At 54.3% G+C, this 20,493-nt stretch carries 19 protein-coding genes and 1 pseudogene; all 20 read right to left on the reverse strand.

Going from position 1 to position 20,493, the window contains the following annotated elements; translation table 11 throughout:
- Position 1 precedes the first annotated feature (1 nt).
- Positions 2-1,633: a complex I subunit 4 family protein gene (locus tag AC0YOB_RS18415; protein WP_475794020.1), complete on the reverse strand. Its 1,632-nt coding sequence runs from the start codon at positions 1,631-1,633 to the stop codon at positions 2-4.
- The gene (gene nuoL, locus AC0YOB_RS18420; RefSeq protein ID WP_475794021.1) at positions 1,633-3,504 is read right to left on the reverse strand and encodes an NADH-quinone oxidoreductase subunit L; all 1,872 of its coding nucleotides are present in this window, start codon (positions 3,502-3,504) and stop codon (positions 1,633-1,635) included. Before nuoL ends, AC0YOB_RS18415 begins: the two co-directional genes overlap by 1 nt.
- A gap of 6 nt (positions 3,505-3,510) precedes the next feature.
- Positions 3,511-3,813: an NADH-quinone oxidoreductase subunit NuoK gene (nuoK, locus tag AC0YOB_RS18425; protein ID WP_210039040.1), complete on the reverse strand. Its 303-nt coding sequence runs from the start codon at positions 3,811-3,813 to the stop codon at positions 3,511-3,513.
- Position 3,814: 1 nt separating this feature from the next.
- Positions 3,815-4,330, reverse strand: a complete 516-nt coding sequence (locus AC0YOB_RS18430; protein WP_475794022.1) for an NADH-quinone oxidoreductase subunit J — start codon at positions 4,328-4,330, stop codon at positions 3,815-3,817.
- 2 nt (positions 4,331-4,332) lie between these two features.
- Positions 4,333-4,788 carry an NADH-quinone oxidoreductase subunit NuoI gene (gene nuoI / locus AC0YOB_RS18435; RefSeq protein ID WP_210039042.1) on the reverse strand — a complete coding sequence of 152 codons (456 nt, stop codon included), beginning with the start codon at positions 4,786-4,788 and terminating at the stop codon, positions 4,333-4,335.
- Positions 4,789-4,802: 14 nt separating this feature from the next.
- Positions 4,803-5,816, reverse strand: coding sequence for an NADH-quinone oxidoreductase subunit NuoH (gene nuoH, locus AC0YOB_RS18440; protein WP_475794023.1), 1,014 nt, complete (start codon positions 5,814-5,816; stop codon positions 4,803-4,805).
- Positions 5,816-6,916, reverse strand: coding sequence for an NADH-quinone oxidoreductase subunit D (locus AC0YOB_RS18445; protein ID WP_475794024.1), 1,101 nt, complete (start codon positions 6,914-6,916; stop codon positions 5,816-5,818). The genes nuoH and AC0YOB_RS18445 overlap by 1 nt, the downstream gene beginning before the upstream one ends.
- 6 nt (positions 6,917-6,922) lie before the next feature.
- A complete protein-coding gene (locus tag AC0YOB_RS18450) occupies positions 6,923-7,936 on the reverse strand; it encodes an NADH-quinone oxidoreductase subunit C (RefSeq protein WP_475794025.1) in 1,014 nt (337 codons plus the stop codon).
- The gene (locus AC0YOB_RS18455) at positions 7,933-8,451 is read right to left on the reverse strand and encodes a NuoB/complex I 20 kDa subunit family protein (RefSeq protein WP_210039046.1); all 519 of its coding nucleotides are present in this window, start codon (positions 8,449-8,451) and stop codon (positions 7,933-7,935) included. The genes AC0YOB_RS18450 and AC0YOB_RS18455 overlap by 4 nt, the downstream gene beginning before the upstream one ends.
- On the reverse strand, positions 8,436-8,807 hold the full coding sequence (locus AC0YOB_RS18460) for an NADH-quinone oxidoreductase subunit A (protein WP_210039047.1): 372 nt from the start codon (positions 8,805-8,807) through the stop codon (positions 8,436-8,438). The genes AC0YOB_RS18455 and AC0YOB_RS18460 overlap by 16 nt, the downstream gene beginning before the upstream one ends.
- 143 nt (positions 8,808-8,950) lie before the next feature.
- Entirely contained in the window at positions 8,951-10,300 is a 1,350-nt protein-coding gene (locus AC0YOB_RS18465) for a GerAB/ArcD/ProY family transporter (RefSeq protein ID WP_475794026.1), read from the reverse strand.
- A complete protein-coding gene (locus tag AC0YOB_RS18470; protein ID WP_475794027.1) occupies positions 10,297-10,539 on the reverse strand; it encodes a hypothetical protein in 243 nt (80 codons plus the stop codon). The genes AC0YOB_RS18465 and AC0YOB_RS18470 overlap by 4 nt, the downstream gene beginning before the upstream one ends.
- A gap of 16 nt (positions 10,540-10,555) precedes the next feature.
- Positions 10,556-11,818: a Ger(x)C family spore germination protein gene (locus tag AC0YOB_RS18475; RefSeq protein ID WP_475794028.1), complete on the reverse strand. Its 1,263-nt coding sequence runs from the start codon at positions 11,816-11,818 to the stop codon at positions 10,556-10,558.
- Positions 11,818-13,425 (reverse strand): spore germination protein, encoded by a 1,608-nt coding sequence (locus tag AC0YOB_RS18480; protein ID WP_475794029.1) that lies wholly within the window; start codon positions 13,423-13,425, stop codon positions 11,818-11,820. The genes AC0YOB_RS18475 and AC0YOB_RS18480 overlap by 1 nt, the downstream gene beginning before the upstream one ends.
- Before the next feature lie 258 nt (positions 13,426-13,683).
- Positions 13,684-14,634 (reverse strand): FTR1 family iron permease, encoded by a 951-nt coding sequence (locus AC0YOB_RS18485; RefSeq protein WP_475794030.1) that lies wholly within the window; start codon positions 14,632-14,634, stop codon positions 13,684-13,686.
- 15 nt (positions 14,635-14,649) lie between these two features.
- Complete coding sequence (locus AC0YOB_RS18490; protein ID WP_475794031.1) at positions 14,650-15,474, reverse strand: hypothetical protein; 825 nt, start codon at positions 15,472-15,474, stop codon at positions 14,650-14,652.
- A gap of 127 nt (positions 15,475-15,601) precedes the next feature.
- Entirely contained in the window at positions 15,602-17,428 is a 1,827-nt protein-coding gene (locus tag AC0YOB_RS18495; RefSeq protein WP_475794032.1) for a glycosyltransferase family 39 protein, read from the reverse strand.
- Positions 17,429-17,469: 41 nt separating this feature from the next.
- Positions 17,470-18,240, reverse strand: coding sequence for a glycosyltransferase family 2 protein (locus tag AC0YOB_RS18500; protein WP_475794033.1), 771 nt, complete (start codon positions 18,238-18,240; stop codon positions 17,470-17,472).
- 138 nt (positions 18,241-18,378) lie between these two features.
- Positions 18,379-18,603, reverse strand: a complete 225-nt coding sequence (locus tag AC0YOB_RS18505) for a hypothetical protein (protein WP_475794034.1) — start codon at positions 18,601-18,603, stop codon at positions 18,379-18,381.
- 346 nt (positions 18,604-18,949) lie between these two features.
- A pseudogene (locus AC0YOB_RS18510) lies at positions 18,950-20,410 on the reverse strand (alkaline phosphatase family protein); the annotation flags it as partial.
- Positions 20,411-20,493: the final 83 nt, after the last annotated feature.

The raw sequence follows: 20,493 nt of genomic DNA on the forward strand, positions 1-20,493 counted from the left end.
TCTATCTCCCCACCTTCCCGTTAAGTTGCTGCAGCAGAGCGTCGAAGCCATGCTTCATCGGCTCGGTCAGCACGGCGGGGTACACCCCGATCAGCACGATGAATGCCAGCAGGGCAATCATCGGCACAGCCTCGATGAGCCTTGCATCGCGCAGTGTTCCATAACGCTCCGATATCGGACCGAATGTAATCCCGAGCACGCTTCGCAGCACATACACTGCGGTCAGAATCACACCAAGCACAGCGACCGCCGTTAGGATACGCATCGATTCGAACAATCCCAGAAGCGAGAGGAACTCTCCGATAAAGCCCGATAATCCCGGCAGTCCCAGCGAGGCCATCCCAGCCGCCAGAAGAATGCCGCTGATAAACGGCAGGCTCTTGGCCAGGCCGCCCAGCTCGCTGAGCTCCGTGGTGCCGGTCCGCTCGTAGAGAATGCCGACAATAAGGAACAATAGCGCAGAGATAAAGCCGTGTGACACAAGCTGGACCATAGCCCCCTGCAGGCCAATTTCATTCAGGGAAGCAATACCCAGCATTACAATCCCCATATGGCTGATCGACGAGTAGGCAAGCACCAGCTTGAATTCCTTCTGCACCAGCGCCAGCACCGCACCATACAGAATATTGATGACACCCAATATGGCGAGCACCACGGCCCAGTGGCTCGTCTGGAGCGGGAAGAGAAACACGCCGAAGCGGATAAGCCCGTAAGCCCCCATTTTGAGCAGGATGCCTGAATGAATCATGACAATCGAAGGGGGAGCCTCCGCATGGACACGCAGCATCCAGGTATGAAACGGAAAGATTGGCAGCTTGATGCCAAACGCAATCAGCAGCAGAATGAATATCGACCAGCGCATCGTATCCGTCATGTAAAATGGATTGGACTGCCCTTGCGCGGCATCCGGCGGCATATTGACATACGAGTCGGGGTTGACCATGTTATCCTTGATCACTGCGTAATCACCGCTGTAGGACAGATGCGTGACCTGACCGCCTCCCGGCTGATCGACGGTAAAGCCTGCCGTGGATACAAGCAGAACAAAGGCAATCAGCATGATTGCTGAACCGACACCATTATAGATCAGAAATTTATTGGCTGCCTTCTCCCGGTTCATATAGCCCCAGATTCCGATCAGGAAGAACATCGGAATCAAGGTGAGCTCGAAGAAGACGAAGAAGAGAAACACGTCTCTGGCCAAAAATACGCCGAGCATCCCGATTTCCAGCAGCAGGAACCACAAGTAGAAGGATTTCCAGCGTTTTTTAATATTGACCGAGGCGAGCGCCGCCATCGCGGCAACAATGGTTGTCAGCAGCAGCAGCGGCAGCGACAGTCCGTCGACGCCCAAATGATATTGAAATTTGAAAGCATAGGACGTCACCTCGCCGACAGATTCTTTGCTCAGCGACGCATCGACCCAGGTTGAATTCTCTTCATACGGCTTCCCGCCGCTTGCTCCTTCAAAATCGGCATACAGCCAAAGACTGAGCAGAAGCGGAATAAATGTAGCGGTGATCGCCGTTACCTTCAGCCAGCGGCTGCTCTGCTTGGGAAGCAAAAGCAGCACAATGATGCCCAGCAGCGGAGAAAAAACAATAAAGGACAGGATAGGAAGATCGGACAGCATTACCAGAACCTCCTTCCGACTACTACAACAATGAGGATTACAAGTCCAAGCACCGAAATCAGGCCATATGTCTGCACCTGGCCATTCTGCAGCCGGGTACCTCCGCGGCCCAATTGCAGCGCGGCTCCGCCAACCAGACGGACAATTCCGTCAACGATATAATGGTCAAAGGCGACCAGTCCACCTCCGAACGCCCGCAAAGAACGGACAATTAGCACATGGTACAGCTCATCGATATAGTATTTGCGCTCCAGCAATCTGACCAGCCATGCGGCACGTGATGATACCGCGTCGCGGGAAATCGTCCCCTTCACAAACACCAGCCAGCCCAGGTAAATGCCCAGCACTCCGATCGCCGTAGAGATGATCATGACAAGGCCCCCGCCCCCATGCTCGGTCTCTGCTCCATCGGTCAGCCATGAACCAAGCGTGTTATTCCACGGCGTCTGCACGAAGCCGGCAATAACTGCAAATACCGCGAGAATAATAAGCGGCAGCGTCATGGAGGAAGGTGACTCATGCGCATGCTGCTCTCCCTTGGGCTTGCCGGTGAAGACCAGGAAGAAGAGCCGGGACATGTAGAATGCGGTAAAGAAGGCGGCCGCCACGCCGACAACAAACAGCACCGGCTTCTCGTGCAGCGCCGTTGTCAGGATCGCATCCTTGGACCAGAATCCGGAGAAAGGCGGTATGCCCGAAAGTGCCAGTGCGCCAATGCCGAAGGTCCAGGCGGTAATGCGCATTTTCGAACCCAGACCGCCCATTTCATGGATATTCTGGGTATGTACGGCATGGATAACGCTACCCGCTCCAAGGAACAGCAGCGCTTTGAAGAATGCGTGCGTAAACAGGTGAAAGATCCCTCCGGTAAGCGAGCCAAGACCAAGCGCCATCATCATGTAGCCCAATTGGCTGACGGTCGAGTACGCCAGGATCCGTTTGATATCGTTCTGCGCAACACCAATCGTCGCCGCGAAAATCGCCGTAAAGGCACCCACATAAGCGACTGTATCCATAGCGGCCTGCGAAGCCTGGAAGATATCAAACGTGCGCGCAACCAGATACACGCCGGCGGCAACCATCGTTGCGGCATGAATCAGGGCGCTGATCGGCGTAGGACCTTCCATGGCGTCCGGCAGCCACACATGCAGTGGAAACTGCCCTGATTTGCCGATAGCGCCGACAAAAATAAGAATGGCAATCAGCGTAGTGACGCTCGCGGCGATTGCGCCTGTCTGTCCGTCGAAGACGTTCTGAATATGTACAAAATCCAGCGCGTGGTCCGGCATGTACCAGTAAAGCAGCAGAATCGCAATCAGCAAGCCGGCATCGCCAATCCGCGTCACGATAAAGGCTTTCTTGGCCGCAGCCACGGCCTCGGGCTTCGTATACCAGAAGCCTACGAGCAGGAACGAACATACGCCGACAAGCTCCCAGAAGACGTAAAGCGTCAGCATGTTGTCCGCGAGCACAAGTCCCAGCATCGAGAACGTGAACAGCGCGACATAACTGAAGAAAACGGATATCCTCTCGTCGCCTTTCATATAACCGGCTGAATAGACGTTCACCAGGAAACTGACTGCCGTCACCACAACAAGCATGAGGGCCGTCAGGTTCGTCACCTCGAAGCCTGCATTGATTTGAATGCTGCCCAGGTCAATCCATTTGAAGCTGTACTGATAGTAGGATGTGCCGTCGCTCATATGCTCCACCAGTACAAGAATGGACACGACCAGCGAAGCAAGGGAAGCGACTATGCCTACTGTTGTGCCAATGAGGCTTTGATTGCGGCCAAAGGCGAGCAGCAGCAGAAAAGCGACGAACGGGAACAGCGGAATGAGCCAGGCAACCTGTGAGAACATGGTTTCCAAATCGGTTTACCTCCTCATCTCGTCGAAATCATCGGCATTGATCGAGCCCCGCGCCCGGAACAATGCGATCAGAATCGCAATGCCCACCGCCACCTCTGCAGCGGCAACCGTAATGGTAAAGAGCGCGAACATCTGCCCGGTCAGCGACGGAACAACGCCGTATTTGGAGAAGGCGACAAGGTTCAGGTTGACCGCATTGAGCATCAGCTCGATACACAGCAGCACGACAATCGCATTCTTCTTGACAAGCGCGCCATACAAGCCGATGCAAAAAAGAATAGCCGCCATCGTCAAATAGGAAGATAACATGCTAGTCCGCCTCCTTCTTCGCAAGCACAATGGCTCCGATAAACGCAACGGTGAGCAGAACCGAAACCAGCTCGAACGGCACCACGTAAGCAGTGAACAATTGTTTGCCGATTTCCATCGTGTTGTCCGCAGCAGACTGTGCTGCCGGGGGAACCGGGAAATCGCTCTGGCGGATCGCGTAGAACAAAATGCCGAACAGCGCCAGGGCGCCTACCGCTGTGAGCGTCTCCTGAAGCGGTCTGGATTTCTCCGTTTCACTATCCTCATGTCTGGTCATCATGATGCCGAAAATCATCAGAATGGAGACGGCCCCCGCATAAATCAGCACCTGCACGAAGGCGAGAAACTCCGCATTCAGCAGAATGAACATCCCGGCAATTCCGATGAATACGGCCGCCAGGGAAACAACCATATAAACAACCTTGGTAAAGCTGACCATGAGTACGGCGCCGCTGATAATAATAATGGAGAAGATGAAGAACGCGACGAACTCGCCGGTCAAATCCACATTGAACATGGTTATTTGGCCCCCCCCTTGGCTGCTTGAGGAGCACCGATGTTGTTGTTGTCCTGACGGACAAGCTTGTTGTTCTCATCCAGCCATTTGCGGTCCTTGAACAGGTCATCTCGGCTGTAGGAAGCCAGCTCGAAGTTCCCCGTCATGACAATCGCTTCCGTCGGACAAACCTCCGTACAAAGATCGCATAGAATGCAAATTTCAAAATTGATATCGTACGTATCGATCACTTTACCCTTTTTATCCGGATCAGGGTTGGCAACGCCTGTAAGTGTAATGCATTCCGTCGGACAAACCCGCACGCACTGATTGCACACGATGCATTTGTCCGGCTCGAAATGCTGAATGCCCCGGAAGCGGTCCGGCATAATAATCGGCTTGTCGGGATAGGAGGTGGTAACCTTTTTTGCTGTCATGGATTTGAATGTAACGCCCAGCCCTTTAAAGAGACCCTTCATACCTTATCCCTCCGTTACCCTTTAATAAACAGCTCGAGATATACGGCTGTTATGAATACATTGAGTATAGCCAGCGGCAGCAGCACTTTCCACCCGAAGCCCATCAATTGATCGACCCGGATACGCGGCATCGTCGCTCTCAGCCAGAACAGGAAAAACACAATAAGGGAGAACTTCAGCAGGAACCAGATGATTCCCGGCACAAAATCAAGAAAAGGCGCGGGCGCATGCCAGCCGCCCAGGAAGAGCACAGTCGTCAGCGATGCGATCGCATAGACGTAAACATACTCTGTCAGCATGAAGAATGCAAAACGAAAGCCGCTGTATTCGACATGATAGCCGGCTACCAGCTCCGACTCCGCCTCCGGCAGGTCGAACGGGGTACGGTTAAGCTCCGATACCGCTGCAATCACGAACACGACAAATCCGATGATCTGGGGCAGGAAATTCCACTGCCAGAACCAGTCGCCCTGCTGCTCCGCAATGGAGCGAAGATTCAGACTGCCCGATACCATAATGACACCCACTACCGATATGACCAGAGGCACCTCGTAGCTGATCATCTGCGCGGCAGAGCGCATTCCGCCAAGCAGCGCATATTTATTGTTCGACGACCACCCGCCGAGCACAATCGCGATCGTGGATATGCCGGACAACGCCACATAATACAGCAAGCCGACATTAATATCGGCAAAATACAGCTTCTGCGTGTAGGGGATGACCGCCAACACTGCAAAGGCCGGAACATAGGCCAGCGCAGGCGCGAGAATAAACAGCATCCGGTCGGCCTTGCGCGGTATTGTATCTTCTTTGATCAGCAGCTTCGTAATATCCGCCACCGTCTGCAGCAGCCCGAATGGGCCTACACGGTTCGGCCCGATCCGCAGCTGCATCCAGCCAATCACCTTCCGCTCGAAAAAGATCGCATAGGTTACAAAGCCAAGCACAACCACAAGCAGCACAACGCCCCATAGGAAGAAAATGAAGGCATTGCCCCATGTCAGCGTTTCATCCAGCCAGGCTCCCATTAAGCATCTACCTCCCCGACGACGATATCGATGCCGCCCAGAATCGTAATGAGGTTGGTCATCGTTTCGCCAACCAGCAGCTTGGGCAGAATTTGCAGGTTCACGAAGGACGGACGGCGGAATTTGAGCCGGTACGGCTCCGCCTTCCCTTTGGAGACAATATGACAGCCGATCTCACCGCGGGGCGATTCGATGCTGACATAAGCCTCGCCTGCCGGAGGCCGAATTACACGGGGCACTTTGCCCATGACTTCACCGCCCGAAGGCATCTGCTCCAGCGCCTGCTTCAGAATACGCAGGCTCTGGCGGATCTCCTCCAGCCGGATAAGATAGCGGTCATAGCAGTCGCCTTTGGAGCCCAGCGGCACATCGAATTCGAACCGGCTGTACAAGCTGTATGGCTTCGCCTTGCGCAAATCCCAGTCTACGCCCGTGCACCGCAGGTTAGCGCCGGACAAGCCATAATCGATTGCGGTCCGGGCGTCGTATTGTCCGACCCCTTTGATCCGGGCCAAAAAGATCTCGTTGCCGCTGACGAGACTGTCATATTCCTTCAGCTTCTTCTCCATGTACGGTACAAAATCACGGACTTTTTCGAGCCAGCCCTCCGGCGCATCCCACTTGACTCCGCCCACGCGCATATAATTGTAGGTCAGCCGTGCCCCGCACAGCTCATTGAAGAAATCAATGATCATTTCGCGGTCGCGGAACGCATACAGGAACGGGCTCATCGCCCCGATATCCAGCAGATAGGTGCCCCACCAGACAAGATGGCTTGCGACCCGCTGAAGCTCCATAACAATGAGCCTCATAAATTCGGCGCGTTCAGGAATTTCGAGCCCCATCATTGTCTCAACCGCATGGCAAAGCACATAATTATTTGTCATGGCCGATACATAGTCCATCCGGTCGGTATAGGGAATGATCTGGGTATAGGTCAGGTTCTCCGCAAGCTTCTCGGTGCCCCGGTGCAAATAGCCCATGACAGGAATCGCTTCGGTGATCACTTCGCCGTCCAGCTTCACGATAATACGGAACACACCATGGGTGCTCGGGTGCTGCGGCCCGACGTTAAGCAGCAGTTCTTCAGTACGGATCACAGCTGATTACACCTCCGGATCAAGCGGTTCATAATCTTTGCGCAGGGGGTGACCCACCCAGTCATCAGGCATCATAATGCGCCGCAGATCGGGATGTCCGGTAAAACCGATGCCAAGCAGATCGAATATTTCCCGCTCGTTCCAGTTTGCGGTGGACCACAGAGATACAACCGAAGGGATCTGCGGCGCCTCCCGGTCCGTTTTGACTTTAAGCGCATATTCATGCCTGGTCGCCAGTGAAACCAGATGATAAACAACTTCAAGATGCGTCTCGTAGTCGATTCCGGAGACATTGCGAAGATAGCTGCAGTCCAGCGTCGGATGCGTCTTGAATACTCTGGCGACGTCAAGCAGACGATCTCCCTTCACGACGATCGTCGGCATATGGTCATTCATTTCGTTGATCAAGGCTTCATCAACCGCATCTACCGCCACAAGCGCCCGGACGAGGCTGACTGCTTCATCGAGCTGGGGCTGTCTGTGCGAAGGAGCTTTGGGCTCCTCGGGTGCGGCTTCGCTCTCTGCCTTGGCTTTGGCTGCAGCGCGGGCCTCCCTGGCCTCTGCCGCTGCTTTAAGCTTGGCCTCCCGCTCCGGATCGGCCCCTGCCGCCGGGGCGGACGCGGGCGGTTCACCCGCTGCACCGGCAGCCGCCGCTTTGGCCGCGGCACGCGCGGCGCGGGCTTCCGCTGCCGCTTTCAGCTTGGCTTCGCGCTCCGGATCGGCTGCCGCCGGCGCTGGCGGTTTACCTTCGCCCGCCGTCCCTGCAGGAGAGGCGGACTCATCCGCAGTCGGCGCGATATTCTCTTGCGCCGCGCCCTCCGCAGCCCTGTCTGCTGAAGCTTGGCGCACAGCAGCGGCATCGCCATCCTGCGCCGCGGCTGCAGCCGGATCGCTCCGCTCCTCCGCAGGACGATCCGGCGCGGCAGCCGCGCCTTGTTCCGGCTGCCCTCCGCTTTTCACAGGCTCCTTTTTCTCCTGATCAGCCTGCTGTCCAGGCTCTTTGTCCTTCTCGTCGCTCATCGGCTGGTCACCCGCTTCCCGGTCTTCGCCTCATAGCGGATCTTCTCCTGCAGCTTATTGATCCCATAGATCAGCGCCGCCGGGTTAGGGGGACAGCCGGGAATATAAACATCCACCGGAACAATCTGGTCAACGCCTTTAATCACCGCATACGACTTCACATAAGGTCCGCCTGCAGTCGCGCAGGAGCCCATGGCAATCACCCACTTGGGCTCAGGCATCTGGTCATACAGCCTTCGCAGCAGCGGCCCCATCTTCTTCGTAACCGTACCGGCTACGATCATGACATCCGACTGCCGCGGCGACGTGCGGAACATAACTCCGAACCTGTCCAGATCATAGTGCGAGGCCCCGGTACCCATCATTTCGATTGCGCAGCAGGCAAGTCCGAAGGTAAGCGGCCACAGCGAATTGCTGCGGGCCCATGCCTTCAGCTCCTCAAGCGTGCCCATAAATACATTGCGCTCCAGCTCTTTCCGCTCTTCAGGGGAGATCGACTCTAAATTGAATTCCATTTGAGCACCTTCTTCTTCCAGGCATAGATAAGGCCGATCAGCAAAAGTCCCACAAATATCGCCATTTCGACAAGCACAAAAAGGCCGAGCTGCTTATATGCAACGGCCCAGGGGTATAAGAAAACGGTTTCCACATCAAAGATGACAAACATCAGGGCAAACAGGTAGTAGCGTACATTAAACCGCACTTGCCCTTCCCCTACAGGCTCATTTCCACTTTCGTACGTCGTCTTTTTCTCATCTGTCGGCTTATGGGGACGCAGCAGTCGGCCGGCACTCAAAGCCACCACCGGAAGAAGGATTCCAAGCAGAATGAAGATGGCTACAATCACATAATTATTGATGTACTTCTCCACACCATCGCCTCCATAGAACAACCGTTTGCAGGTGGGAAGGACCGCACCGCTTGGTCAAATTTCCATCACAATTATAACAAATGCTCCCATCCCCGTCTATGTCGGAGTTGAATGCGTTTCCTTTATCTCTCCCGCCCATATCGTCATTGCTGCTTTTCTTCCCCGGAATTCTCCATATTCCCGCTGATATCCTTGCCATCCTGTGTCAAAACGAGACTGCTTTGGGTCCGGTTGTAGGCAGGCTCCGAATCCCCTTTTTCGGCTTCCTGCGATTCGGTACCGCCCGCCTGCCCGTCCGCTTTGCTGCCTGCTTGAGCATCAGGCTGCCCTCCACCGGCGTTCCCCCCGGCCCCCGGTATTACATTGATAGCGGGATGTGAGGCATCCCTCAGGCCCCTCATAGCCGCAATGGCAAGCAGTACCAGCGGCATAACCAGTCCTTGGAAAACGCTGAGGACCGGCCATGAATCAAAAGCAAACTGGGTAATTTGAGCAGAGTTCCGGTAAACCACCAGGGATAACGGAACCACGATAAACGCAAGAGGCACAGTGAGCGACCGGTAGGTTGAGAACCGCAGCAGTTCTGCAGCAGCGAGATTGGCGACATAAAAGCAAAGTACAAATTTCGTAAACACCGTGCTTATCCAGATGACGGCAATCGTAATTTCGACGCGCTCCACCACGTCGCCAAGATCGATTTCCTTGGCCATATCGTAAACTGCATAGGGGCTTCGCGTTGCCAATTCAACTCCTAGAACCGTCAACAGCAAAAACGTCATCGCTAATGCGGATACCCCGATAACCACAGCGTATGACCATAATTTACGGCGAAGCTTGGGACGGTCCTCCGGCCGGACGAGCTGCAGCAGCATCATGAGGAATGTATATTCACCAAGCGGGAACCCAACGATGGGGTAAAGCCCTCCCAGCGGCTGACCCCAACCATTGGCCAGAATCGGAAACATATTGTTGAAATCCATTTTATTGAACAGCAGCAGGAAAATGATTCCCGTGACAATGAAAATCCACATAAACAGCAGCTCGCCTGTCCGCCCGATCACTTCCGCTCCGAGCAGTACCCCATATGCGATAACAATCATAAACGTAATATGGGTAAACCAGCGCGGCGTTTCAGGAAGAATCGCGGTGCCGATGAAATCACCCATGTTCCGAAGTGTAAAGGCGCTCAAGAGAATGAAAAATCCAATATAAATCAACATGTAAAAAGTTCCGCCCCATTGCCCCAAAATTTTCTGGGAATAGGTCACCACGGAGAAATTGGGGAACCGCTTATTTAATGCCAGGGGCGCAAACAGAAATACATAATTCAACGGCCATGCCAACGTCAAGGTTATCCAGGAATCCTCCTTCGCCACCAGGACGACAAGCGTCGGCAGAATAAGAACAGCGGTGCCAAGCGCGAAGAGTACATGCAATTTCCCCAATTGGCTGCCCGACAGCAGCCCATTATTAATTTCGTTCCTGCCGCTCATAAAGGGGTTATCCCCATAGCCTCGAGGACTACTCTGTATACAGGCTCCGTCATTCTGTCGATAACATCGACCGGATTGGGCATAGGGATTCTAAGGATAACCACACAGGAATAAGCGACCCCGAGCGTCAAAACCGCGATGGCCCAGACGGCTTCTCTTGTTTTCTCTTGAATCAATTGGCTCCATATCCGGATGCCAATAATAATTCCCATAACCACTACAACTCCGCAAACAATCATCTGTCAGATCCCTCCTTCATTTCACAATCGATTTGCCCCGGAGACCCGTGCCGCCGATCTTGACATCTACTTTCAGTTGATGAGGAATATGCGTAAATTCATCATCCCACCTGGGCTTAAGCTTCTTCCATGTCTGCGGCATTCCCTTATAAATCACGGTTGACCAACCGAAGGTATCCGTATGGTAAACTCCTTGAATTTGCTTGATGGCCGCTTCGATCTCAGCGGTAATCTTCTTCTCGCCTTTAGCTTGAAAGAGCTCAAAAGTAGCCTCGTCAATCACATTCAGGTCCCTGCATGTAATTTCAGAGATAATCCCCTTGGTTTTCACGGAGATCATGATTTCCGGTTGGGCGGATTTCTTGGAACGGCGTGCACTGAGCTTCGTTACAGCGGATTGAATTTCAATCGTTACTTCCCCCTGCGATTTATCATTGTCAAAGCATGGCACCTTAACAATCGTATCGTTTACTTTATTCATGATCCATCCCAACCCCAGCGATTGCTGCTGATTTAAATATCCAATGAGTTTGCCGCTGCGAAAGATGGCCATTGTGGACAGCTTGGGAATAACGTCCGGTTTGATTTTCTCCACATTCTTGCTGTCGTTGCCGCTGCTCTTGTTTCCTACTAACAGGATTGAAGGCATCGTCGATTGCTTCATGTCATCTACCGCATCCCTGATCAATTCCTGTGCGGTTACTTTATATGATTGGGGCCAGGATTTCTGGGTGGTCTCCACCATGCTGTGAATCTGCTGGACAGGTATGGGCTCCATAAGCGTCGTTGTCTTCAGCAGCTGCTCTGCACGCGTACCTCTGGCAACCAGCATCTGGATATTGGTTCTGACTTCCGGATTGCGGTCGACAAAATCAAGCAGCGGCCAGAATCCCTGTCGTGCTATTGCATCCCCTATGACAAACAATTGAGTGTGTGAAAAATAAAGTCTTCTCGAGGTCATCGTCCCCATATGGCGCAGGCCCTCAAACATGGTGTCGGCGCTCTCCCTGAACGTAATCACCGCAGGCCCTTGCGCCGATGAGCCCTTGCTGCCGCCGCTAACGTTCTGCGGCAGAACGACCTGTACGCTCAGTAAAAGCTTGTGCTTGCCCGTCGGATCATCATCTACGCCAATCGCAAACACAACCCCGATCCGATCCAGATAGCGAACATCCCAGCAGCCTGAAATTAGCGGCGTCAGCAGCAGCAAACAGAGAACAACGGCCATGATTCGGACTCTTTGCACGCGGAACAAGCCGTAGGCTGCGGATGCATTCATCACGAATCTCCACCTTTGGATTTGTTGATGTCAGTCGATTCCCTGACTTTATTTTTAGGTGCAGCTCCTTGCGGACGCTGCTTCATCATCCAGAAGGGAACCCGAATGATGCTATCCTTCATGTCCTTCCAGAACAAAGGAGCAAAAGGCTTCAAATAGGGAACACCCAGCGTGCGTAAACTTGTCAGATGCAGCAGCAGAGCAAGGACAATTAGCGCAATACCATAGAAGCCCAGTGAAGCTGCGGCAATCAGCAAACCAAAACGCAGCAGCCGGGCGGCGATGGCCAGGTTATAGGCAGGAGAGACAAAGCTCGTAATGGCCGTCAAGGAAACAATGATCACAACGGCTGGAGAGAAGAAGCCCGCCTCCACGACCGATTGCCCGATAACGAGACCTCCTACAATGGAAATCGTATTGCCTACGGCAATGGGCATCCGTACAACCGCTTCCCGCAGCACCTCAAATATAATCTCCATCATGAAGGCTTCCACGTAGGCAGGGAACGGCACGCCTTCCCGCTGTGCGGCAAGCTTCAGCAGGAGCGGTGTCGGAATCATTTCCTGATGATAACCGACGATAGCGACATAAACAGAAGGTAGCATCAAGGCCATCGCAAACGAGAGAAAACGGAGCATACGCAAAAAGGTGGAAATATCATAGCGCTGATAATAATCCTCCGCAGCCTGAAAGAAGACATTGAAGGTTGCCGGAGCCATCAGGACGAAGGGGGTGCCGTCGACCAGAATGGCAATACGTCCCTCCAGCAGCCCTGCCGCTATAACGTCAGGCCGCTCATTATAAAAAATCGTCGGAAATGGGGTAATCTTCTGATCCGAGATCAGTTCTTCGATATAACCGCTCTCCAGGACGCCGTCAATGGTTATGGCATCCAGCCGGATAGACAATTCCTCAATCAAGGAATCATCCGCAATACCTTTCACATACATGATTCCGACCGGCGTTTGTGTGACACTGCCGATGGTCCGCTGATCAAGCCAAAGCTTGGGACTGCGTATTTTGCGGCGCAGCAATGCGCTGTTTGTACGGATGGACTCGGTAAACCCCTCCCGGGGTCCGCGAATAACCATATTGGTCTGCGGTTCCGTTACATCACGCTTCGGTCCCCCAATCGTACCCGCAGATATAGCCTTATTCAGTCCATCGACGAACAAGATGGTATTGCCGACAAACAGTGACTGAAAGACCTTCGCCCAGTCATCTACTGCCTCCACATCGCCTACCTGCAGCAGACTCTTGTTAATTTGGTTGAGTGTTTCGTCCGCGTTAACAGCAGGAGCCGTCAATCGGGCGCGCTGAACCGGCTCAAGCACATGCTCATTGAGCCGGTTATCATCCACAAGCCCTTGTATGTATAAAACCGCAGCCTGAAAAGGAATCTCTCCCATCAGGGTTATTTCCTTCACAATGACATCGTTGCTTCCGCCCATCTCCTCCTCAATAAGCTTTAATGTCGCCTTCATGTCAGGATCGATTTTCATATCTTCAAAGGCTTTCATATGAGGCTCTACAGCCCGATCACGAATCTGCTGCTTCTTGTCGCCTCCGGATTTTCCGCTGTGACTGCTTAAGAACGGGCCTTTCATATTTCCACCTTCTTTCGTTGCCGCTTCATGTTGTATGGGATCAGGAAATTAATATTTAAAGCTGCAATACGATCACGATCATGATCATGATTGGAACCTTGCAGCATAGTGAACACAATACGACAAATTCCTTTCTTCTTACTAGAATGGCTTATATTGGACAAATCTATTCAGAGGATTGTCTGTCCCAAGACAACGCAAAAAAAGCTCCCCACCTACTCGAAAGACGGGTGAGAGCCTTGATATGAAAGCAAATTTCTATTTTTTATCCTGCAGGGCGGCTCTCGCAGTGAGAACGGCTTGACCGGAGACGCCTTGCGGCGATTCCACTTTCCTCTGGCGGACAATAAGTACAAACACCAGCAGGAAGTACATCCAATAGGCGACAAATTCCTCTACAGAGGGCGCCTCCGAATAGCCGAGGAAAGCCTTGAAGAATACACCGACCTGTCCGTTAACGAGCGGGTGCCGACCCGTATCCCGTATGTAATTTGCCTCATCGATGGGATGCTCGGGCATGATCCATGTGATATCGTAGACTTCCCCGATCTCGCCGCCGGATGTATGATAAACCGTACCCATCAGCTTCAGATCCTGCATAACCCCGATCGCCTGTACGAACAGCCCCGCTGCAATAAGAATCAGAAACAGGCTGGTCGCTTTAAAAAAGGTGGCGAGCTGGATCTTCTTGCTCCCCTTGAAGACAAGGAATCCGAGCGCGGCTGCGCAAATCAGGCCCAGAACAGCGCCCCAGCTCTGCAGCGCCTGCGAGAGATCGCCCTGCGAGATAGCAGCGAAGAAGAATACCGTTTCCACCCCTTCCCTCAAGGTTACGAGAAAAGAATGGACGACCATGTTAATGGCGCCGCCGGTCGTCAAAATAAGGGCGACTTTATTCTGCAGCTTGCCCCGCATATCACGGCTCTGCTTGCTCATGAACATAATCATATGTGTAAGAAGCATGGAGGAAACAAGCAGAATGCCGATGCGCATGTAGTCCTGGCTGCCCATGGTGGAATAGCCGTCGAGCACGGTTTGAAAAACCAGCGCTACACCAAGACTGGCGAGAACCGCACACCCTGCGCCAAGCCATACCCACCTGCTCCATTTCGATTGGCCGATGCGCTTCAGATACGATACAATAATGCCCACGATGAGAATCGCTTCGAAGGCTTCACGAAATGTGATGAGAAATGCCTGCACATTCATGGTGTCTCCACTCCTTTAGAAAATACCTTTGCGCCGGGCCCACCACACCACGCCAATACCGACAACCGCGACCCCGCCTATTACACCAATCGTAACGCCCGCGTTGGTCTTCTCCGTGCGTTCCATGGGAGCATGCTCCTTGTTGCCTTGTATGGTCTCCCCGCCTGCTGAACCCTCACCCGGCGATGCTGCGGCATTGCCAGCGTCGCCTTCTGTCGGCTGACCGGTCCCGGGCTTCCCGCTGTAGGGAAATAAAGGGACCAATATATCGTAAATCCGGTTGACCGTCGTTTTGAGAGTCTCGGGATCGGCTTCTTTCTGGCCTACGCCGAACAGGCCCGGATTGCCGATGGCATCCAGCGCTTTCTGGAAATCATCCGTTATGCCGTCCGTCTGCTCCTTGGTGAGCTTGGCTTCCGCATAAGGCTTGAGCACCTCGAAGGTTGCCTTGGCTTTGGCCAGCAGCAGCTTAGTCTGTGTGTATTCATCTATGGACTGGATAACACTCTCGAACCGCCGGTCCAGATTCATGACGAGCAGCGCCTTGTAGTTGGCTGTGAGCAGTTCCGCGTTGCGTGAGGCAATGTCTGCGTCCAATTCAGCGGCGACCTCTTCGCCAAAATGGGAGGCAATTTCGGATCGGCGCGCCTTATGCGCATCCTCTACGCCTTTCCAGTCAACCGGCGATACGGTAAGACCGGCCACCACCAGCTTGAAGGTTTCCGCAACATCTTCGGTGTTGGCATCGCCATACGAATAAGCCCGGACGCTGGCTGGCGTCAGAGCGAATATAATCACAACAGCAAGCATTGCGGTTATAGTAAATGAGATTGTGCGCATATTCTCACCTTCTGTTGTGAAATCGTAATGCTTTAATCACGTAGACAATGATAATCATTTTCAATAACAGTGTCAATATGAAAAATCGTCCGAGACCTGCTGCATTTTCAGCACGTACGGGTTGGCGTCAACGTATCCATTCATATAATTGGATATCATGATAAACCGGATCAAATAAAGCCTCGCTATGAAAAGCGGCTGCGAGTCTGACCTTATCGCGCAGGGGGCCCGCCTGGGCTTCAAACCCGCTTAATACATGGTCCGTCAACAAAATCTCCGCCTCCGGATTCGCCTTCACATCGGCCAGGAAATACGAATAGGTCAGGATTTGCCGGTGGCTCACCCCGGTATGCAAATAATCCAGCACCCTTGATTCCTCCCACGTATATACGACAGCCCGGTTCTTTGTACCTGGATGGCTTTGCATGCCATCAAGGGCGGCTGCCAGCTGATAAACAGCCGGCTGTTCTTCCGCCTGCCGCTTGAGCAGCGTACTGCCCTGCACGGTCTGCAGTACGATGATGCTTGCGGCGAGGACACCGCCCGCCGCCCGCAGGACACTTCCGATCTGCGCCGCTAGCGCGGAGGAGGCGGCGTGTTTCCGTGCCCTGGAGTCCGGGACAGTCCGGGGCGAGAAGCTTGCGGGCGCCCGGTCCGCGAAGCTGCCGGGCTGTGGCGGGCATGCGGGGGCGGGCATGCGGGCGGGGGCGGGCATGCGGGCGGGGGCGTCCATGACCCGCCCGCCCGATTGGCGGGTCTCGGCCGGCGGCTCAGCTCGCGGAGCCGCCGCCGGTCCTGGAGCGGGCGCAGGTCCCGGCGCCGCCGCGCGGAACAGAGCAAGCAGCAGCAGCCACATCACACCGATTAACGGTGTGATGTGCCGCGGCTTGTCGATGTTCTGCGCCAGTAGTGCCCACGCGGCGTAGGCGAGTGCCAGCGCCGCCAGGGCCGCCGGCAGCGGCGGGCGGCGGAGCCATGCCGCCGCCCGGGCCAGAGCTTCGCGGCGCGGGCCGTCGCCAGCGCTCTGCGCAGGCGGCCTGCTGCCCGCGCAGAGCACGGCCGCCAGCAGCAGCGCAGCCGCAGCCGCCAGCAATGAACTGGACCGGGCAAACATGCCGGTCCAGAGCAGATTGCCGCCGGCGAAATGCAACAGCCGCCCGGCAAACGAATATTCGCCGGTGGCCGCAACCCCGCCTCCCCACTCACTGAAGTGACCGGCGGTGAAAGCCGCCGCCAGCTTCACAAAACCGGCCAGCCCGCCCTCGCTCATAGCCAGGCCCGCCACCCACAGCAGCTGGAAGAGCGCAGCCGCAAGCCCAAAAAGCAGCAGCCTCGGCAGCACCCGCTTGCCCTCTTTGCGCCAGATGGCACAATGGTTGACAAGCAGCCATACAATAGCCAGGCCAAATGGCGCAAACGACAGTCGGACGCCCATCAACAGCCCAAACCCAAACAAGGCAATGACGGACCGCCGCCAGCCCGGATGCTCCATCGCCCGCCACCAGCACCACAGGAACCACCATAACAAGGCAATCCCCGACGCCTCCGACATAGGCCGAACGGTTTGGAGCCACAGGCAGGGAGACGTCAGCACCAGGCATCCAACAATTGCTGACCAGAAGCGTGATAGAATCCGCCGCGCCAGCAGCCACAAAGGCACGCACGAGGAGGCTGTCAGAAGCAGGTTCAACGCACCATAGGCCTGAATGGGTTCCGACATAAAGCGGCTGAGTCCCATGGCCCCCAATACAAAATAAGGATACCCGGGAAAATGGGGCTGCATGGTGAGCAGATCAAAACGCGTCAGGGCAAGCGCAAAATCCACCTCATCCCAGGTGGCGGCGAACGGACTGATATGCATGAAGCCGTACAACGTCCATATCAATACCAGAACACCGGCCACGGCCGGGAACAGCATGGACCACAGCCGCTTCTTTCGCTCTCTTGCTCTCAAACAGTCAATCCCCCTTGTTTCACCGGAAGTCGCGTTGGCCTTTAATCTCCCGTACGCTGTCCGGGGTTTGCCAGAATCCGCTTGCTGTTATCCTTTACCGCGCGATGATGCTTCTTCACCGGACGGCGCAGCTCTCTCCAGACCGCCGGAAGCACTGCCGTCACATAACGGCGGAATTTGATAAAGGATTCACCATGAAGGCGAACCTGATAGCGGATAGGCACTTCCTCCATCCGAAAGCCCTGCCTGACCAGATTAAGAGTAAGCACCTGCGCATAATTATAGTCATGGATAATTTCGGCATGCTCCATCGCCTCTCTGGAAAACCCCCGCATGCCGGACTGGCCGTCCCAGATCATCCGCCGCAGAATGAGCGCTTGCAGGAGGGTGAAGCCTATATTGCCGAGCCGCCGCATCAGCTTCATGCCCTGTATCTCGCCTTTGAAACGCGAGCCCATCGTATAGTCGGCACGTCCTTCCCAAATCGGCTGGATAACCTCCGGTATTTGTTCCGCAGGATACTCATTATCCGCATCAATCATCAGTCCGATATCTGCGCCAAGCCGCACACAAACAGCCAGTCCCTCACGAACTGCAGCGCCGAGCCCCCGATTTTTTCCAAATGACACCACATGATCGGCTCCTGCCCCCCGTGCTGCAGCAGCTGTACCATCTGTGGACCCGTCATCAATTACGGCCACTTCAACCTGCCAGCCCGTCTTGATTTCCCGGGGAATACGAGCAATGACATGGCCAATATTCAATTCTTCATTATAAGCGGGCAAAAAAACAATCAGCTTCCGCACAACCATCGTATGTCCAACTTCTTTCCCGTCATTCTTTCCTGTTCAGGATCCTTTAAGAAGATAGGACCCCCATTTCAGCATGCGCAACACAGAAACTTCCCAAGCATCAGCTAAGACAAGCGCAATTTCCCTTAACCTAACAGCTTATTTCTTCCGGACAGGCTTGCTTGTCCTCTCCGGCATAGCTGCTGTATTCCGGGCACAACCGATAATCCCCCTGACTTTGCCGCCCCGATCCTGGCTGCAGGTAGCAACCATATCACTGACAGCTTCATCCTTGATTCCCGGTGCCCTCCTGGCGTCAGACTGCTTATCCCCACGCCGGTTCCCTATTGGCTGCAGACAATCCACCTTGTCTTGCCGCTTCACGCATTGTAGCTGCGGTTACAGGCAGCTACTCAGACTTTACTGCTCCGCCTTTTGCTCCTGCAGCAGTGGACAAACCTTCAAGCTTGTCCCTTCATCTTTTACCGCCGCTCTTGGACAACCCTTCCGGAACGGCCGCCTCGCCTTTGGCCGCCGCAGACAATCCTTTTGCTCTCGCCGCTTCGCCTTTGTCTGCCGCCGCTGACAATCCTTTTGCTCTGGCCGCATTACCTTTGACAGCCGCCGATGAATACGAACCCTTATGTTTTGCCGCTTCACTCTTGGCAGCCGCCGCTGCCTTCTTGGATTCTGCTCCTCTGCTTCCCGGTATTCCCGCTGCTGCTCTGGCTTTGATCGCTTCCATCAGAACGGGCCCCCGGCTGTGGTCCGGAAACGGCGCTCCAAGGAGATAACTCAGCGTCGGGGCAACTGATACCAGTGAATGCTTGTCCTCAACCTTTACGCCGCTGTTCACAGCAGGCCCATTCATGAAGAACGGCACGTAGCGTTCTCCCTCGTCCAGATGGCCGTGGCCGCCGATGCCGTCTGCTTGTCCATGATCGGCGCAGACAATAAATGTTGCATTGTCAGCATGACCTTCGCTTTTAAGCCATCCGGCGAACTCGGCAATCAGGTGGTCGGCCTCCTCGATTTTGACGCGGTATTCATCATACAGCGCCCCCATGCTGTGTCCCGTCTGATCGGTGGCAATAAACTGCACCACCAGCAGATCCGGATTTTGCTCCGTCATGATCAGCTTGGCCCTCTCCATAATATTGCGGTCCGCTTTATCGTTATGCATAACAGCTGTTACACTTTCCACATCATCACCCATGGAATCAATCAGATGCGCGATGCCGAGCAGCCTTCCCCGTTTGCCAACCTTTCGCAAACTGTCAAATATCGATTCCGTCTTGATCCCAAGACTCCATACCATGTTGGAGGTAATGCCGTGCTCCCTCGGGTAGGTTCCCGTAAACATGGAAGAGAAGCAGACGACCGTCCTTGCCGGATACACCGTCTCCATCTGTGTGTATTCGGTACCTTCTGCCCGCCATTTCTTGAGAAAAGGCGCGTCCGCCTCCTCGAAGCGGTCCTTGCGCATCCCGTCAATAACAAGTACAAACACTTTATCGCTGATTCCCTTCTTCGGCACTGTCACATTCGAGGTCCGTGTGACAATCTCCCGCGGTTTCCAGTCGAACAGATAACGGTGCAGTACCCAAGTATATACTGTCAGAGCGATAACAAAACAGGCATAAGATGTCCAACTGTAGAAAAGCCTGGTCTGCTCTCCGTCGAACTGCCAGCCCTGCGCCGTCATATCCACGATAAACAGCAGCAGCAGGAATTTGGGCATCTGCTCCTGGGCATTCCCGCTGGTGGAGTCGCTGTTTTTCAGGACAAGCTTCCAGAAGCGTCTAAAATTCCACCACGACGTGCCGATTCGCAGATGATAATAGAAGGTCCCCCAAAAATATACGGTAAAGAAGAAGAACAATCCCAGCGCAGTGCCATACAAGCCCAAATCAAGCGGCACATCCCGCCACAACACTAAAGCCGCCACAATCGGCAGCCACAAATAATTCCGCAAAAACAAAGGAAAGTCATACACAAAATAAAGCCCGAACACCGGCAGCCCAACCAATAATCCAAGCGCGAACGCAATCCAGAAGGAGGGCTCCGACAAATCCCGCACATGATAAACCAGATAAGCTCCTATAACAAAAATCGGCGTAAACGGCCGACCCTCATTCAACAAATTCCAGCAGCGCGCCGCCACAATCTCAAACGCTGATGCTTTCTTCATAGCCAGTCCGTCCTTCCGCCATATGTACTGAAAAGAAGAACAGCATGGCTCCGTCCCACTGCGGCGCTAACATGATTCTTCCT

Source organism: Paenibacillus sp. JT31N17 (genome assembly GCF_056269255.1).

What these genes read in the sequence shown, in the direction of transcription:
- AC0YOB_RS18415 (WP_475794020.1), bottom strand. Translation starts at nt 1,633, where the DNA reads ATGCTGTCCGATCTTCCTATCCTGTCCTTTATTGTTTTTTCTCCGCTG.
- nuoK (WP_210039040.1), bottom strand. Translation starts at nt 3,813, where the DNA reads ATGTTATCTTCCTATTTGACGATGGCGGCTATTCTTTTTTGCATCGGC.
- AC0YOB_RS18430 (WP_475794022.1), bottom strand. Translation starts at nt 4,330, where the DNA reads ATGTTCAATGTGGATTTGACCGGCGAGTTCGTCGCGTTCTTCATCTTC.
- nuoI (WP_210039042.1), bottom strand. Translation starts at nt 4,788, where the DNA reads ATGAAGGGTCTCTTTAAAGGGCTGGGCGTTACATTCAAATCCATGACA.
- nuoH (WP_475794023.1), bottom strand. Translation starts at nt 5,816, where the DNA reads ATGGGAGCCTGGCTGGATGAAACGCTGACATGGGGCAATGCCTTCATT.
- AC0YOB_RS18450 (WP_475794025.1), bottom strand. Translation starts at nt 7,936, where the DNA reads ATGAGCGACGAGAAGGACAAAGAGCCTGGACAGCAGGCTGATCAGGAG.
- AC0YOB_RS18455 (WP_210039046.1), bottom strand. Translation starts at nt 8,451, where the DNA reads ATGGAATTCAATTTAGAGTCGATCTCCCCTGAAGAGCGGAAAGAGCTG.
- AC0YOB_RS18465 (WP_475794026.1), bottom strand. Translation starts at nt 10,300, where the DNA reads ATGAGCGGCAGGAACGAAATTAATAATGGGCTGCTGTCGGGCAGCCAA.
- AC0YOB_RS18470 (WP_475794027.1), bottom strand. Translation starts at nt 10,539, where the DNA reads ATGATTGTTTGCGGAGTTGTAGTGGTTATGGGAATTATTATTGGCATC.
- AC0YOB_RS18475 (WP_475794028.1), bottom strand. Translation starts at nt 11,818, where the DNA reads ATGAATGCATCCGCAGCCTACGGCTTGTTCCGCGTGCAAAGAGTCCGA.
- AC0YOB_RS18480 (WP_475794029.1), bottom strand. Translation starts at nt 13,425, where the DNA reads ATGAAAGGCCCGTTCTTAAGCAGTCACAGCGGAAAATCCGGAGGCGAC.
- AC0YOB_RS18485 (WP_475794030.1), bottom strand. Translation starts at nt 14,634, where the DNA reads ATGAATGTGCAGGCATTTCTCATCACATTTCGTGAAGCCTTCGAAGCG.
- AC0YOB_RS18490 (WP_475794031.1), bottom strand. Translation starts at nt 15,474, where the DNA reads ATGCGCACAATCTCATTTACTATAACCGCAATGCTTGCTGTTGTGATT.
- AC0YOB_RS18500 (WP_475794033.1), bottom strand. Translation starts at nt 18,240, where the DNA reads ATGGTTGTGCGGAAGCTGATTGTTTTTTTGCCCGCTTATAATGAAGAA.